Genomic DNA, 14,655 nt, shown 5'->3' with positions numbered 1-14,655 from the left:
ACGCCATTACGTTTGAAAGGAAATAAAGTGAGTGAATTGAATATCGTCTACGCCGACTGGTATCAGGCTGTGTTACAACCGAGCGCGGTAAAACCGCCTTGTGGTGAAAGTATTGAATACGATGCAACATTTATCATGCTGCAAGGTCGTCTGCAACCTCGCCTCTCCGCAGAGTACGGCGACTTTGTTGAAGCGATGGAGCCACTTAACTGGGCTGAAATCGAGCGTGATACACAGACACTGTTACTGCGTAGCAAAGATATCCGTCTGGTGATGATACTGCTGCGCTGCCGACTGCGTCAGGTTGGCCTGACGGCGGTTTGCGAAGGGCTGGAAGCGTTACTTTCTCTGCTTGAACAGTGGCCGGATACGCTGCATCCACAACTGTATGATGAAGGCGAGTTCGTACCATTGATGCGTGCCAACGTTTTTGCTGAGTTAGATGCCCCCGAAGGTTTTATTGCTGATTTTCGGCAGCAGATGTTGCCGCGGGCAGCTGGCCTGCAACTCAGCGTCCGCGATGTGGAACGCGCCTATGCCTCGCCCCGCGAAGAAGGTGCCCCCTCCGCATTAACTATGGCCGCCGTGCAAGAAGCCTGGAGGGAAGAACCGGTTATTGCCTCGCTACAGCGGGCTGCCACACGCTTACAGCAGCTAAAAAAACTGCTGCAAAACACGCTGGGGGAAGATACCCCCGATTTTGAGCGGTTGCTCACACTACTCAATCTGTTCGGTAGCACACCGGCCTCACCAGAGCGGCCGGAGATAGCTACCACAGAAACCGCTTCCTCTTCTCTGGCTACAACGACAGAAGCAATAACGCAAAGGGTTCCCGCCGCCTCTCAGGTTACGGTTCCAGCGACGTCACAAAACCTTGACCCGCAAAAAATCGAGAACAGAGCCGATGCCCTGAACCGCTTACGTGAAGTCCGCGCCTGGTTTGTCCACACAGAACCTAGCAGTCCCGTTATTTCATTACTGGCTTTTACTGAGAAAACCATCGGGAAGGGTTTTTTGGAGTTGGTGCAATACATTCCAGCCGAGCTGATTGTTAAACTGGAAGCAGGACAGGAGTCCGCCTGATGCGCATTAGAGAGTGTCTGCCGGTTTTGCTAGCTCTATTGGCCAGTTCGCAGGTTTCAGCAGAATGCGTTCTGGACACATCGTCTGAATCGGCAGGCGTACCGCCAACCACCCTATTTATTCCCGGTTTTACGCTGTTTATCGATGCAGACGCCCCCGCCGATACGGCAATTTTGTTAAAAGACAGCGGACGCGACAGCAGCCGTGGCGGCAAGGTTAGATTTGTCAACTGTGAGATAGGTGAGGCGTACGGTAAAAACGTCACCCCCCTTCTTCTGCCCACCCCCACGCGCAGCCTGTTTAACACCAAGGTAGAGGGGATAGCCATTAAACCCAGGTGGAATAACGGCGAAGCCTTTGGCCAATTCCCATCAAGGTCGTCAATGACTGCCAATGCGTTTGATTACCCGGCAGCGTCATTTTTCCGTATTGAGTTTTACAAGACCCAAAAGCGGCTTCGTCTGAGCAATCCCAACGGGGACGTGCTGCTCGAACCCGGACAGATCGCTTACAACTGGGTCAGCTCAGACAACCGTAAAAATGTGGGTCAAAGCCTCAATATTGGTGAAATAAGGGTCATCAGCACACCCGTGTGTCGTCTGGATGGAGAAAAAACCGTCAATTTTAATACGGTATCCACCACTAACATTAACAACGGTATAAAACGTCCGCTTAATTTCAGCCTGACGTGCGTTACAGACTATGGCAGCTACAGCACCAGTGCGGCCCTTTCCACCCAGACTCCCACTGCGGACAAATCGTTCATTCAGGTGACCGATAACGGTAACAATCTGGACCGGCTCAAGATACGCGTCGATGACAGCAACGGTCAGCCGTTGCCCGTCGATGGCTCACGGACGGAAATAAAGAGGGCTATCAACAGTGATACCGCCGCACAATTCAACTGGAGCGCCACCCTGCTGCGTGCCTCCGGTACGCTGCTACCAGAGAATGGTCCTTTTACCGCAAGTGCCGAGATCGTATTACAAGTTAACTGAAAAATAAGTTGTCAGACCGAGGTAGGTTATGAAGTCAGAGGCTACGCTTTTTATTAGCATCGCCAGCTACAGGGATCCCGAGTTATATCCCACCTTACGTAATTTAATTGATGAGGCGGATATCCCGACAGGGCTTCATATTGCCGTTTGCTGGCAAGATGAAGGTGATATTCAACCTTTTCTTGACGCAGGCATGGCACTTGTTACCGACCAAGTGGGTGAGTCCTGCCATCATTACCGATTTATGTATCGGCAAGTGTATATCGATGTGATTTCCGTACACTATTTTGCCAGTCAGGGCGCCTGTTGGGCTCGTCATCAGGTAGAGAAGCGTTACCAACAGGAAACCTATTTCTTGCAGATCGATTCCCACTGTCGATTTATCCCGAGCTGGGACAGCAAAATGATCGCCATGTTGGAAGGCCTGCGCGAACAAAGCCCATACCCTGTGTTATCAAGCTATCCGCCAGGCTATACCCCTGGTGAAGATGAAGATCGCAAAGATTATGTCAGCCGGCTGGTGTTCAACGGGTTTACGTCGGAGGGCATAATACGGTTAAGTTCGACGCCATTCAGCGCTGAAAGCCCTCAACGCTGCGGCTATCTGGCGGGTGGATTTATTTTTGCCGACGGACATTTTGTCACTAACGTCCCCAACGATTCGCAAATCTTCTTTATGGGGGAAGAGATCGCGATGGCTGTACGCGCGTGGACGCACGGGTATGACATCTGGTCACCGCACTGCGTGTTGCTGTGGCACTACTACACGCGAAAAGATCATCCCAAAGTGTGGGGTGATCATTCCAACGAAGCAAAAAAAGCCGGAAGTATTGATAAAGCCTGGTGGGAACGCGACAAAATAGCCAAAGCCCGGGTACTCAGCGTGCTTAACGTTAATGATACCCCCTGCGATCTCGGTCAATGGGGTGTGGGTCAGCAACGAACGTTGAAAGAGTTCCAATATCGCATTGGGGTGGATTTTCGCGAGCAACGCGTACATCCCTCCGTGACCGGCGTAGATAAAGTTAGCTGGTTTAATCAGTTGCCACTGCATCACCAACAGTGGCGGCAAATGTTGCAATATATCAATGAGAAAATATTAACTCTGAATCTCACTGAAGTTGATTTTACGCAGACCGATGTTGTGTGGTGGCATGTCGGCGTCTATAGTGCCCAAAATAAGCCGCTAATGACCAAACAATTCTCGCCAGAAGCCATGAGTGGTCAATTGAAAAAGATAGATGACCAGACGGTAGAGCTGAAAATTCACTTTATGACGGCCAATCGATCCCCTGCGCACAATGTGCGCATTTGCCCTTATATAGCAGATAGCGGATGGGGTGAACTGCTGGAGAAACCTTGGTGAAGACGCTCCCCGTTTATGATGAAATCATTGCAACCTGTACGCTGGTATTGATGCAGGGCGTTATCCCTTCCCTGCAGGAATATCAGTATCAGCTCAAACAGCGAATTGAACGTTTTTGCGGTGAGTTGCAAAAGAAAGCCTACGACGACGAAGTCATCGATTCTCTGTGTCGATTAATCTGTTTAGTAGTAGATCTCAATACTCGTCAGAGTCTCGAAAAACAGGATATGAACTGGCACGGTTACGAACTTGAGCATATCTTTTACGGATTTAGCACCCCCACACTATTCACAGAACAACACGCGACTTTGTTGTTCACACAGAAAAATGACGAAATAGCTCAATACGCACGAATGCTTTTCGCAATGTTACCCTTGCCTACCAGCAAGCAAAGCCAGTCACTGGCAAAACTTAATTTGTACAGGGCGGTAGATATCCATTCCCCACCCGTTGCCATTCAAAATGAAGTACAAGACAACCTGAAGATTTACCCCGTGCGCCAGTCGTTTTGGCCTCCTTTATTCAAACAGTCCTTCGGCGCCATATTAGCATTAGCCAGCTTGTGGGCCGGCTGTTGGTATTACCTACAAGGGGGAATGTAAATGAAACGAGTGATGTTACGATACGCTCTCATCAGCACGGCCATTGGTATATTGATATCTTTTGGCCTCAGCCTCACGCCAAGCTTTGCCTTATCGCTAAAGCTGATGGTTATCATGATAGGGCTAATGATGCTGATGGTGCTACTGCATTGTTTTTATATCTTGTGCTCCCCTCCCCGTAAGCAGATAGAGCACGATTTACCGCAAGCTGCGGAAAGACCGGTAATATTGATAATTGGCCCCTACGCTACAAAGTGGTTTAGCCAGGTAAATCAAAATGATGACGTTCGTTTTGCAAACCAGGCAACATGGCTACTTGTTTCCGAAGAGAAAGAAATTACTCGCCGTCTGCATAATATCCGGCACCAGGCACCGAATACACCGATGATGGCGTTTTTCCCCTTATTACCTGACGGCCACGAAAATAGCGGGATGCTCATTGAAGCATTAAACCGTTGGCAACATCATTTCTCTGCCTTGTTAGAGTCGCTAAGTCTGCCCTGCATACTTGCTATCTATGTCCGACTCAGTAATGAGCAACGTAGCAACAGCCCGTATAATGCCACATGGCTCGGTGAGATCGATTTTAATCAGCAGCAAGTGCTGAGCTACAGCACGGCAGTGGATAATCTAAAAAATCAATTGAAGACGAGAATGGAATTTACGGTGCATGACCTCCAGCGCACCGTGATGGGTAAAAACCTGATATGTTGGCTAGATAAGAGCGGCCTGGAACAGGCACTGACCACACTGTTTACGCGCTCGTCGCTGCATGTAAACTCTGTGTTGCTCTGTGATTATGGGAATGGGTTTAACCGCCACGGTGCCTGGTCGAGCTGGCTGGAGCAAAAGTATGCCCTATTACCCGGACTGGGTTCGACACTCACGTTACCGCCGTTTCCGCCAGTAAAAATGCCCATTCCCCAAATGGCTAAGTTCCCGACTGCGTCATCAGGTAAACTGCCTGTCGTTTTCTGGAGTCTGGGTTTCGTAGTACTGTTATTAGGAGGGCAACTTCTCAATGCAAGCTGGCGTGTGCACCTGCAGCAACAGCAGTTCCACCAGCAAATACGGGAGTTTTCTACCCTGGAAGATTTATCAATTATTACTTTGAAGCAGCGCATCAGTGAAATGGAAAAAGCACAGAAAATCTGGTCAGAATGTGCAACGGTGCTGCCCCTGCACTACTGGGGGTTGTCACCCTGCCGGCATTTTGTCGATGAAATCGGAAAACGAGTCACGCAGTTAAAAGAGCTACCAACTTTCAGTACTCAAGGACCTACCCCATTGTTTAATAGCGGCAGCGCCCGATTACTGCCGGGTGCAATCTTGCAGTTAAAAGAGATAGAAACGCTGGTCAAAGCCTACCCACAGCGTAACGTATTGATTATCGGCCATTCTGATAATACGGGTAATGAAGAGCTCAATCTTGCGCTTTCCGCTCAACGAGCGGACTCGGTACGCGAATGGCTGAGTCGGCAAGGTGTTGACATATTACGTTTAAATACCTATGCCGCCAGCGCAGCAGAGCCGGTCGCCAGTAACGAAAGTGCAACAGGACGACAGAGGAATCGTCGTATTGAAATAGTGATTTTACCTACTGCCTATATTGAAAAGGAGTTTACAACGCCATGAATCAACACACCTACAGTTACAGCCTGTATGAAGGAACATTTCTCAGCCCGCCGCCGATCTTTGACCGAAGCATTCAATTATTGATGTTTCGCGATCCAGACGACCATGAATATCAACTTATCATTAACCGGACGATGTTAGATGAAGATCAGGAAATTGAAGCATGGTGCGAGGCGGAAATGGATAAACTTCGTCATAAATTACCAGGTTTTAAAACCGAAGGTAAATTATTGAAACATGAAATTGGACCTGCGAAATTGCAGGTAGTACAGATCGCTAATCGCTATCTCAGTGAAGGGGAAATTAAGCGTCAGATCCAGTCAATTATTAAACTTCCTCAGCACTCGCGCTACAACCCATTAGGGCGCGACATTTTGATTTTCACCTTAAATTCAGTGGATGAATTTACCGAATACCAACGAAAACATTACGTACAGGTTATTAATAGTTTCTCTCCTGATATTGATTAAATCATAATTTAAGCATGAAATGATCATTTTTTGGAATTTTATTTTTATTACCAATAAATAAAAGGTCTTATCTTTAAGAAAGTATGCATGCGCTTGCTATTCTCTCTTCAGGTAAAAACGAAAGCATTACATTTGCTCAGTAAATACCGGGGGAATATAAAGCGCACATCATTAATTCCGAAGTTTATGTTGCAAGCAAAACACCCAGAACCTGAAGCATCTAAAATCTAATTAAGCGGCAAGGAATACAACGTAATGTTGAATATCGCCATAAAAACTAAAAATGAATTTTACAAATTAGGTTTAATAAAAATCATAGAAAAAACCATAAAACCAACCGAGTATATTCTTAATGAAATTGAAAGTAAAAATGAACCCAATACTTCAGACGAGCCCAATTTAATATTTACCGACTCTGGCGTTAACGTAAATATATTTGAAAAAGAAAAAAATAAAAACGAGAGCGTATCCTCCCCCCCACAAGCAACAATACATATTAAATTTAATGCTGACAGCCTTTTTCTTGAGGAGATAGCGGCTTTAATATCCAGAATCATTAATCTATCCAAAATGAACTATAAACAATTAGTTAAAAATGAATTATTTAGAAAAATGATGGGCCGTAATAAAAATCAACTTTCAGCTAAGGAGAGTTACGTTTTGATGTTGATAGGCCAAGGGCATAATATCAATTATATCGCGAAAATTCTTAATTGCTCAAAAAGCACCATTTATAGTCATCGTCGTAATGCGATAAAAAAAATGGGGATAATTAATCGACTTCAATTCTATAAATATACGTTATTACTGCGGGAGTTCTACTATAGGGAAAATTTTTTTATTAATCTTTAAAAAAAAATTACCAGACACCACAGCAGTGGTGTCTGGCTAATTTTCTGCCAAGCGCCCCTCAGCGGCATGCTCCTGTGACTGAATCTTTCCCCTGAGGACAGATATCCGTATTCTGCGGCAGGAGACCCCATCCCGTTCCTGAGCCACCCACACACCCTGACAACAGGACGACAACCAGTAAAATTACTAAACCCTTCATCTCACTCTCCTTGTTTTGGTCGAATTTTCACTCAATAGATATAAATAATATAGGGCTTAAGCCGGATTTTAGTGTTATCCCGTGCTTTATTATAAAAGGGAGAAAAGATTAAACAATCTTTCTACCGACGTTCGCTTTTATCTTTTCACATCCTTAACAAAACCTTAATGTAGCTTATTTTTGAAAGTTCTCTTCACTTTTTTAACCAGTAATATTTTACACTAACTGGCAACATGGACGATAAAAAGAGGCCTTATGAAAGTAATGCTGGTTTCCCTGGGTCTCGCGTTTATTTTAGGGAGCGTCTCCGGGTATGGATTTAAGACCTGGCAAACACAGCCCTTTTCTCAAGAAAACATCAGTTTTAACGCTGCCATCAAAAAAGCCTTACCTTCTGTGGTCTATCTCTATGCCGGGGAGTGCGAGAAAGGTCGTTATGGCTGCCCGCTAGGCGCCGGAGTGATTATGGATCCCGACGGGCACATCCTGAGTAACGGCGACCGGGTAAGCACGCGCTATGTGGCGCATGACTCCATGACCGATCTGGCGCTCTTGACGTTTGACACGGCAGGAAAAAAATGACGCCCATTACCCTGTCCTCATCCGCAGCTGTCGGGGATGTGGCTCTTGTTATCGGTAATCCCCATAACCTGGTGGGGTCAGCTACACAAGGCATTATCAGCGCCGTGGGTCGCAGCGGTCTGGGCCGTATTGGCCGACAAAGCTTTATTCAAACAGACGCCTCGATTAATAAAGGCAATTCCGGTGGCCCACTGCTCAACACGGCAGGCGAGATGGTCGGTTTGCCCACCCTGAATATGAGGAACGCTCCGGGGACGCAAGGTTTTTTTGGATTGGGATTCGCCCTACCCACGTCCTTGGTCATCACCATAATGAAGAAACTCCTGGCAAACGGCACGGTCATTCGCGGATGCATTGGCATCGACGCCGGTGAGAGCACTCGTTTTGACCCCAACGGCACCGTGACGACCCTGACCCATGTGCTCATGGGTCAGTTAGTCGGGGGCGGCGGACAATGCCAGTAACCAAAAATAGCTGCTCCCAACCCATTTGCCCTGAGTGACCTTGCGGCCTCAGTTTTTTTAACGAAAAGAATATATGCGCGATGGGTTTGCCAAACGAATTTATTAATGGCTCGCCGGGGTTGCCTTAGTTATTGACATGATTGCACGACATATTCTACCCCCGCTGCACTCCTGTTTCTCCCTAAACTACGCAATTAAAGAGCGTTATATGATCGCCCTCACAAACATGATAACATTATATTGTTATAACAAAGGCAATAACAACCATAAAGGGAACCGCTGGATGAACTACCATCTTGTTGGAAAGGCCATTGTTGAGCACTGCGGCGGCTTGAATAACCTGCGCCATGTCACCAACTGTATGACCCGGGTTCGCATGAGTATTGCCGACTCCGCGAAGGTGAATATTCAGGCGCTTAAAGGTATTGAAGGTGTGCTGGGCGTCGTGGAAGACGATACTCTACAGGTGATTGTCGGCCCTGGAAAATCGTCAAAAGTAGCGACGGTGATCAATGAACTGCTGGCTTCAAGCTCACCCGCAGCGGTGCTGAGCGACGTGGAGCAAAAAGCGGCACTGGCACGGGAAAAGTCTCGTAAACCCACGCGCATCAAAGCCGTACTGAAGCACATTGCCAATATTTTCGTTCCGATCCTGCCACCGTTGATCGCCGCCGGGATTTTGATGGGGCTGAACAATGTGTTGGTCAGCTCCGCTGCCACCTATGCACTTACGCACGCCATTGCGTCTAGCGGCGATCTTTCTCCTGCCCAGATAGTGCTGGAACAGCGACATTTGCTGGGCTTGAGCCAGTTTTTTGACGTCGTTTCCAAAGCCTTGTTCAGCTTTCTGGCCATCTATACCGGCGTAACTACGGCGAAGGAATTCAACGGCAACGCCATTATGGGCGGCCTCCTTGGTGCCATCACCATCGCGCCCCAGTTGCCATTTTTTGGGTTGATCCCCGGTCAGGGCGGGTTGATCGGCGTTATTTTTTGCGTCTGGCTGATGTGCGTGTTTGAAAAACAGGTACGTCGTTTCGTGCCTGACATTTTGGACGTGGTATTGACACCGACTTTGGTACTAACTGTGATGGCTGGCGCATTGCTGTTCGCCATCATGCCCGTCGCCGGTATTTTGTCCAACGGAATCTTGCACAGTTTGAACGGCCTGCTGGCTACGGGAGGCCTGGCCGCCGGTTTCGTGCTGGCATCGCTGTTCCCGTTCTTGATCTCTCTTGGCCTGCACCATGGCTTATTCCCCATTCATTTGGAGATGATCAATGCGACGGGGCATGCGCCCCTGTTTGCCATCCAAATAATGTCAAATGCAGGTATGGTCGGCGCCGCCACGGCAGTGCTGATGCTGACACGCGACCCGGTGATGAAAAAAATCGCCAAAGGCGCTATTCCTACCTCGATCCTGGCCGTGGGGGAACCCACCATCTTCGGCGTGAATATTCCGGCGGGGTTTGCCTTTATCACTGGTTCTATCGGCGCCGGCGTCGGCGGCATGATGGTCGTGCTGCTTGGCGTCTCCACCAACGGCGTCGGCGCTGCAGGACTGTCTGCCCTGCCATTGATCGCTGACGGCAAATATCTGCAGTATATCTTTGCCTGGCTCACCGGTTGCCTGGCAGCCTTCGTGCTAACCTATATCACCGGCAAGCTGCGCAAATACGATCAGGAAAGCGTCTGACGGGACGAGACACACAGTTAAGGAAAAAAATGAAAGCCATCATGTTGATGTTTGATTCACTGAACAAGCATATGCTGTCCGCCTATGGTAGTGACCAGGCCATCACGCCCAACTTCCAGCGGTTAAAAGAGAGAACGGTGCGTTTCGACAATTTCTACGTCGGCAGTATGCCCTGCATGCCGGCCAGACGCGAGCTTCATACCGGCCGCTACAATTTCCTGCACCGTTCATGGTCACCACTAGAGCCTTTCGACGACTCGATGCCGGAAATCCTGAAAAAGCACGGTATCCACACCCATCTGGTCACCGATCACAAGCATTACTGGCGTGACGGCGGTGCCACCTATCACTCGCGCTACAGCACCCACGAGTTTGTTCGCGGGCAAGAGGGCGACTCCTGGAAGGGGGTGGTTGACAAGCCGGTTTATCACTATGAGTCCGGCGAGCCGGAAGAGATCAAGCAACGTCGTATCGCGAGCCGTACTCAGCATCAGATCAACGTGCAGTTTATGAAGGACGAGCGGGATCACCCGCTGGCCAGAACTATCCATAAAGGTCTTGAGTTCATCGACGAAAACCACGCCGCCGATAACTGGTTCTTGCAATTGGAATGTTTTGATCCCCACGAGCCGTTCTTCGTGCCGGAAAAATACCTGCGGATGTACGGCATTGAGGATGCCACCGTTTTCGACGGCTGGCCCCCCTATTACTTTGTCACTGAAAGTGAAGAACGCAAGGACGTAATTCAGAAGTACTATCTGGCCTTGCTGACCATGGTGGACGACTATGTCGGCCGGGTCCTGGACCATATGGATAAGTACGATTTATGGCGTGATACTCTGCTGATCGTCAATACCGACCATGGCTTCCTACTGGGAGAACATGAATGGTGGGGCAAAAACATCATGCCGTTGTATAACGAAGTGGCAAATATCCCCTTCTTTATCTGGCACCCCGAACACCCCTATCGCGGAGAATCACGGCAGGCGTTGGCACAAACCATCGACATTCCCGCCACGCTGCTCGACTTTTTCAAGCTGGACAAGCCGGCAGATATGCAGGGCGTCTCACTGGTGCCGGCGATTTGCGATGATACGCCAATACGCGATCATGCACTGTTCGGCTACCATGGTTGCCACATCAACATCACCGATGGCCGCTATGTCTATATGCGTTCGCCGCAGGTACATGACACCGAGAACCTGTTTGAATACACCCTGATGCCTACCAGCATCAACCGACGGCTGTCTCCAGAAGAGCTCCGCCACATGACGCTGCACCCTGGCTTCCGCTTCACCAAGGGCTGCCAGGTCTTGCGTATTCCCGCTTCTTCGGTCATGACCCGGGGGGCCGACCGATTCGGGCATCGGCTGTACGATGTGCGCGAAAACCCGAAACAGGATCGACAGTGCCGGGACGCCGCCGTCGCCGAGCGACTGTTGTCCGCAATCCGGCGTCTGCTGGAAGAAAGCGACGTACCGGCCGAACTCTGGACACGCTATCAATTGTCGGAGCCCACCGCTCCGCTTCTGGGTACCGATCCGGACTGGGTGCCGGCATTCAGGGATTATGAGCCGCAAGTGCGCTACGGTATGTTAGCGCTGACGCAACATCTGGAAGGCAGCCGCCAAACGGCGATAATTGATAAACTAGATGCGTGCAGTGAACCATCATGGACCAAAGCCGATTTGTGGGCCTTCGTGCAACGGGAAGTACCGCCAGAACAACACGCCAGCGTGTTTTACAAATTGGCATTAGAAATGCGACTTGATTGAGAGAGCGCCCTCGCCCACCCAGACGGGGGCGCCTGCAGTACGGGAGTAAAATAATTATGGAACAAGAACTTGACTATTCACGCGGCGCCAAGCCGCTGTATGCCCAACTGTATGACATTCTGCTGGAAAAATTGAAAACCGGTCAATACCGGAAGAACGACGTGCTGCCGACGGAGGCCGAATTTGAAGAGATGTTTGGCGTCAGCCGCATAACCGCGCGCCGGGCGCTAGCCGAGCTGGTCGCCAAAGGGCTGGTTAAACGCCAGGCCGGTATTGGCACCATGGTCATCAGCACCTCGGAAAAACAGCACGTCAGGACCCGCATTAGTCTGACCGACGGCCAGCAAATGGAGGCGATCGCGCGCAACAACCTGTCTCTGGTACTTGTGCACCCCCCGACACACATCGCGCAACTGTTTGACGCCGATACAGCGCTACTGCTGACCCGCACCCTTTATCGCAAAAATGAAGGGCCTGCTCAGGTCAACTACATTTACTTGGCCTCGCACTTAAACGTGTTGACGCTGCCCGATCTGGAAAACGGTTTGTATTGCGCGTTGGAACAGCACAATGAAAACATCGATGCCTTTGAAGACGTGATCACCGCCGAGCTACCTACCCCCGAAGACTGCGAGCTCCTCAACATCTCACCTTCTTCACCGCTGCTGGTCAAAACCCGTAAAGGGTACAACGAACGGGGCGAACTGGTGGAATACACCATCGCCAAGCATATCGCGCGTTATTATCAATATATCGTCGAGAACAGAAAATGACCTGGTGGACGCAAGGTAAGGCGCCGGATTACCGGTTTACATTAGCCAATGAACGCACCTTTCTGGCCTGGATCCGTACGGCGCTGACATTCATGGCTGCAGCGGTCGGCCTGGATCAGTTAACGGACTCTACATCGCTGAAGGCGTTGATCGTGACGCTGGCGCTCACTGCTGCGATACTGGCTTGCTACGCTTACCATCGTTGGGCCGGCAACGAAAAGGCAATGCGGCATGAACAGGCGTTAGGTTACCCGCGCCTGCTCATTTGGCTCAGCGCAGGCCTCGCGACGGGAACATTAATCACGTTAGCTGTACTGGTGCGGCCATGAATACCCTTGGTCGTCCGCAAGATCCCGGCCTGCAACCGGAAAGAACGGCCCTGGCATGGCAGCGAACCTTATTTTCCCTGCTGCTTCTGGCGCTTATCACCACACGAACCGGCCTGTATCGCAGTGAGAACTGGCTTGCCGTACTTGGCGGAGCTTCTTTTATCCTGGCATTGCTGCTGGTGACCAGTTTATTTCTTCGCCAACGTTCACCGCAGGGCCTCATCGAAGACTCCCCGGGGCGCTCAGCGTGGTTAAAAAGGCTGTTTTGCCTCGCCGTCTCGTTCAATGCGCTGGGCATCGCGCTGCACAGCGTGTTCATGCTGTTACCCGAAGGAAAATATTGAATGACGGCCACCAACGGTTGCCTGGTGATGGCCAAGCCCACCGGATCGGTTTGCAACATCGACTGCACCTACTGCTTTTATCTGGAAAAAGAAAAGCTGTATCCTGAGCGCCAACAGAATTGGCGCATGTCGGATGCAACGCTGGAGTTGTATATTCAGCAACATATCCACGCTCAACCTGGCAACCAGGTTCTCTTCTCCTGGCAGGGCGGTGAACCAACCCTGATGGGGCTGCCTTTTTTCCGCCGCATCGTCGAACTGTGTCGAAAATATGCCGACGGAAAGCGCATTCAGCATTCATTGCAAACCAATGGGCTGTTGCTGAACGAAGAGTGGGCACGCTTTTTCGCCGAACACCATTTCCTGATTGGCATCTCGATCGACGGCCCGCAAGCACTGCACGACAAATATCGCATCTCAAGATCGGGTAAAGGTACCCATGCTCAGGTACTGGCTGCACTGACTTTGTTGCAAGAGCACGGCGTCGAATTCAATACGCTCACCGTCGTCGGCAAACATAACGTCGGCCAGGCGCGCGATGTCTACGAATTTCTCCTGGCCGCAGGCTCGCGTCATATTCAGTTTATCCCGCTGGTTGAACGCCTGAGTACGGCGGAAAGCACCACATTGAGGCTGGTCATGCCAGGCGAAAGCGCCGCCAAGCTGGCACCATGGACGGTGCCAGCTTGGCAATATGGCGAATTTCTCAATCAGATTTTCGATATCTGGGTGCGGCGGGATATCGGGCGCATTCATGTACAAATGTTTGACGTGGCGCTCTCCGCCTGGTGCGAACAGCCGCCGGTGCTGTGCGTATTTGCCGAAACCTGTGGGCATGCCTTCGCGCTGGAAGCCAACGGTGATTTATATAACTGCGATCACTTTGTCTATCCGGAGCATCGGCTGGGGAACATTCACCAGCAAGATATTCAGGCCTTAAATAACAGCGAGCAGGCGAACGCCTTCGGCCTCGCCAAAAAGACCTCACTGACGCCGGATTGCCGCCAATGCGAATTCAGGTTCGTCTGCCATGGTGGCTGCCCAAAACACCGCTTTGCCGTGTCCCCAACTGGTCATCCCGGACATAACTATCTCTGCCCTGGGTATAAGCACTTCTTCCGGCACATTTCACGAGAAATGAATGCAATGAAGGATTTACTCGCCAACGGCTACCCGGAGCAGGCTCTTATGTACGCTCTGGCACAGGAACGGCGTGCCGGCAGCGCCAAACCCAACGCTCCCTGTCCATGTGGCAGCGGCAAAAAACACAAGAAATGTTGCGGTTAAACCGGCTCGTCACAGGAAGTAAGGGGCCGGCACCGCCCATAGCGGCGATTGGTTCGCCTTAATGGCATTGGTTTTTAGTTCAGGTATTTTTTTACGTTGTTATTTATTAATGAAAATGGCATCGCTTAAACAATTCTGATGGACATGTCATCCAAGAACACTCAACAAGTCCCTGGCAATAACTTCTCTTATTTTTTCTA

15 protein-coding genes are annotated in these 14,655 nt (G+C 50.0%); all 15 read left to right on the top strand.

The features are described 5' to 3' along the window. Positions 1 to 27 precede the first annotated feature (27 nt). The 15 genes from ACUTQ5_RS19375 to ACUTQ5_RS19305 all read left to right on the top strand — a co-directional run bounded on the left by ACUTQ5_RS19375 (position 28) and on the right by ACUTQ5_RS19305 (position 14,455). Positions 28 to 1,083 carry a type VI secretion system protein TssA gene (locus tag ACUTQ5_RS19375; protein ID WP_445652564.1) on the top strand — a complete coding sequence of 352 codons (1,056 nt, stop codon included), beginning with the start codon at positions 28 to 30 and terminating at the stop codon, positions 1,081 to 1,083. Next, complete coding sequence (locus ACUTQ5_RS19370; protein ID WP_445652563.1) at positions 1,083 to 2,081, top strand: fimbrial protein; 999 nt, start codon at positions 1,083 to 1,085, stop codon at positions 2,079 to 2,081. Before ACUTQ5_RS19375 ends, ACUTQ5_RS19370 begins: the two co-directional genes overlap by 1 nt. A gap of 28 nt (positions 2,082 to 2,109) precedes the next feature. After that, complete coding sequence (locus ACUTQ5_RS19365; protein ID WP_445652562.1) at positions 2,110 to 3,447, top strand: GlcNAc-transferase family protein; 1,338 nt, start codon at positions 2,110 to 2,112, stop codon at positions 3,445 to 3,447. Continuing rightward, positions 3,441 to 4,049 (top strand): hypothetical protein, encoded by a 609-nt coding sequence (locus ACUTQ5_RS19360; protein WP_445652561.1) that lies wholly within the window; start codon positions 3,441 to 3,443, stop codon positions 4,047 to 4,049. The genes ACUTQ5_RS19365 and ACUTQ5_RS19360 overlap by 7 nt, the downstream gene beginning before the upstream one ends. Next, positions 4,050 to 5,684, top strand: a complete 1,635-nt coding sequence (locus ACUTQ5_RS19355; RefSeq protein ID WP_445652560.1) for an OmpA family protein — start codon at positions 4,050 to 4,052, stop codon at positions 5,682 to 5,684. Then, positions 5,681 to 6,154 carry a DcrB-related protein gene (locus ACUTQ5_RS19350; protein ID WP_445652559.1) on the top strand — a complete coding sequence of 158 codons (474 nt, stop codon included), beginning with the start codon at positions 5,681 to 5,683 and terminating at the stop codon, positions 6,152 to 6,154. The genes ACUTQ5_RS19355 and ACUTQ5_RS19350 overlap by 4 nt, the downstream gene beginning before the upstream one ends. 255 nt (positions 6,155 to 6,409) lie before the next feature. Continuing rightward, positions 6,410 to 7,006: a helix-turn-helix transcriptional regulator gene (locus ACUTQ5_RS19345; protein WP_445652558.1), complete on the top strand. Its 597-nt coding sequence runs from the start codon at positions 6,410 to 6,412 to the stop codon at positions 7,004 to 7,006. Positions 7,007 to 7,460: 454 nt separating this feature from the next. Beyond that, the gene (locus tag ACUTQ5_RS19340) at positions 7,461 to 7,787 is read left to right on the top strand and encodes a hypothetical protein (RefSeq protein WP_445652557.1); all 327 of its coding nucleotides are present in this window, start codon (positions 7,461 to 7,463) and stop codon (positions 7,785 to 7,787) included. Then, the gene (locus ACUTQ5_RS19335; protein ID WP_445652556.1) at positions 7,784 to 8,251 is read left to right on the top strand and encodes a trypsin-like peptidase domain-containing protein; all 468 of its coding nucleotides are present in this window, start codon (positions 7,784 to 7,786) and stop codon (positions 8,249 to 8,251) included. Before ACUTQ5_RS19340 ends, ACUTQ5_RS19335 begins: the two co-directional genes overlap by 4 nt. Before the next feature lie 283 nt (positions 8,252 to 8,534). Next, positions 8,535 to 9,947 (top strand): PTS transporter subunit EIIC, encoded by a 1,413-nt coding sequence (locus ACUTQ5_RS19330; RefSeq protein ID WP_445652555.1) that lies wholly within the window; start codon positions 8,535 to 8,537, stop codon positions 9,945 to 9,947. A 29-nt stretch (positions 9,948 to 9,976) separates the two neighbouring features. Then, on the top strand, positions 9,977 to 11,722 hold the full coding sequence (locus tag ACUTQ5_RS19325) for a sulfatase (protein WP_445652554.1): 1,746 nt from the start codon (positions 9,977 to 9,979) through the stop codon (positions 11,720 to 11,722). A 56-nt stretch (positions 11,723 to 11,778) separates the two neighbouring features. Next, positions 11,779 to 12,495, top strand: coding sequence for a GntR family transcriptional regulator (locus ACUTQ5_RS19320; protein WP_445652553.1), 717 nt, complete (start codon positions 11,779 to 11,781; stop codon positions 12,493 to 12,495). After that, entirely contained in the window at positions 12,492 to 12,824 is a 333-nt protein-coding gene (locus ACUTQ5_RS19315; protein WP_445652552.1) for a YidH family protein, read from the top strand. Before ACUTQ5_RS19320 ends, ACUTQ5_RS19315 begins: the two co-directional genes overlap by 4 nt. After that, positions 12,821 to 13,168 (top strand): DUF202 domain-containing protein, encoded by a 348-nt coding sequence (locus tag ACUTQ5_RS19310; RefSeq protein WP_445652551.1) that lies wholly within the window; start codon positions 12,821 to 12,823, stop codon positions 13,166 to 13,168. The genes ACUTQ5_RS19315 and ACUTQ5_RS19310 overlap by 4 nt, the downstream gene beginning before the upstream one ends. Next, positions 13,169 to 14,455 carry an anaerobic sulfatase maturase gene (locus tag ACUTQ5_RS19305; RefSeq protein ID WP_445652550.1) on the top strand — a complete coding sequence of 429 codons (1,287 nt, stop codon included), beginning with the start codon at positions 13,169 to 13,171 and terminating at the stop codon, positions 14,453 to 14,455. Positions 14,456 to 14,655: the final 200 nt, after the last annotated feature.

This window comes from Serratia sp. NA_112.1, from assembly GCF_052691715.1.
This window is presented reverse-complemented; position numbering and strand designations above follow the sequence as displayed.

Bases quoted from the DNA above. Each gene is read 5' to 3' on its own strand.
- ACUTQ5_RS19370 (WP_445652563.1), top strand. From the start codon at position 1,083: ATGCGCATTAGAGAGTGTCTGCCGGTTTTGCTAGCTCTATTGGCCAGT.
- ACUTQ5_RS19365 (WP_445652562.1), top strand. From the start codon at position 2,110: ATGAAGTCAGAGGCTACGCTTTTTATTAGCATCGCCAGCTACAGGGAT.
- ACUTQ5_RS19355 (WP_445652560.1), top strand. From the start codon at position 4,050: ATGAAACGAGTGATGTTACGATACGCTCTCATCAGCACGGCCATTGGT.
- ACUTQ5_RS19350 (WP_445652559.1), top strand. From the start codon at position 5,681: ATGAATCAACACACCTACAGTTACAGCCTGTATGAAGGAACATTTCTC.
- ACUTQ5_RS19345 (WP_445652558.1), top strand. From the start codon at position 6,410: ATGTTGAATATCGCCATAAAAACTAAAAATGAATTTTACAAATTAGGT.
- ACUTQ5_RS19340 (WP_445652557.1), top strand. From the start codon at position 7,461: ATGAAAGTAATGCTGGTTTCCCTGGGTCTCGCGTTTATTTTAGGGAGC.
- ACUTQ5_RS19335 (WP_445652556.1), top strand. From the start codon at position 7,784: ATGACGCCCATTACCCTGTCCTCATCCGCAGCTGTCGGGGATGTGGCT.
- ACUTQ5_RS19330 (WP_445652555.1), top strand. From the start codon at position 8,535: ATGAACTACCATCTTGTTGGAAAGGCCATTGTTGAGCACTGCGGCGGC.
- ACUTQ5_RS19325 (WP_445652554.1), top strand. From the start codon at position 9,977: ATGAAAGCCATCATGTTGATGTTTGATTCACTGAACAAGCATATGCTG.
- ACUTQ5_RS19320 (WP_445652553.1), top strand. From the start codon at position 11,779: ATGGAACAAGAACTTGACTATTCACGCGGCGCCAAGCCGCTGTATGCC.
- ACUTQ5_RS19315 (WP_445652552.1), top strand. From the start codon at position 12,492: ATGACCTGGTGGACGCAAGGTAAGGCGCCGGATTACCGGTTTACATTA.
- ACUTQ5_RS19310 (WP_445652551.1), top strand. From the start codon at position 12,821: ATGAATACCCTTGGTCGTCCGCAAGATCCCGGCCTGCAACCGGAAAGA.
- ACUTQ5_RS19305 (WP_445652550.1), top strand. From the start codon at position 13,169: ATGACGGCCACCAACGGTTGCCTGGTGATGGCCAAGCCCACCGGATCG.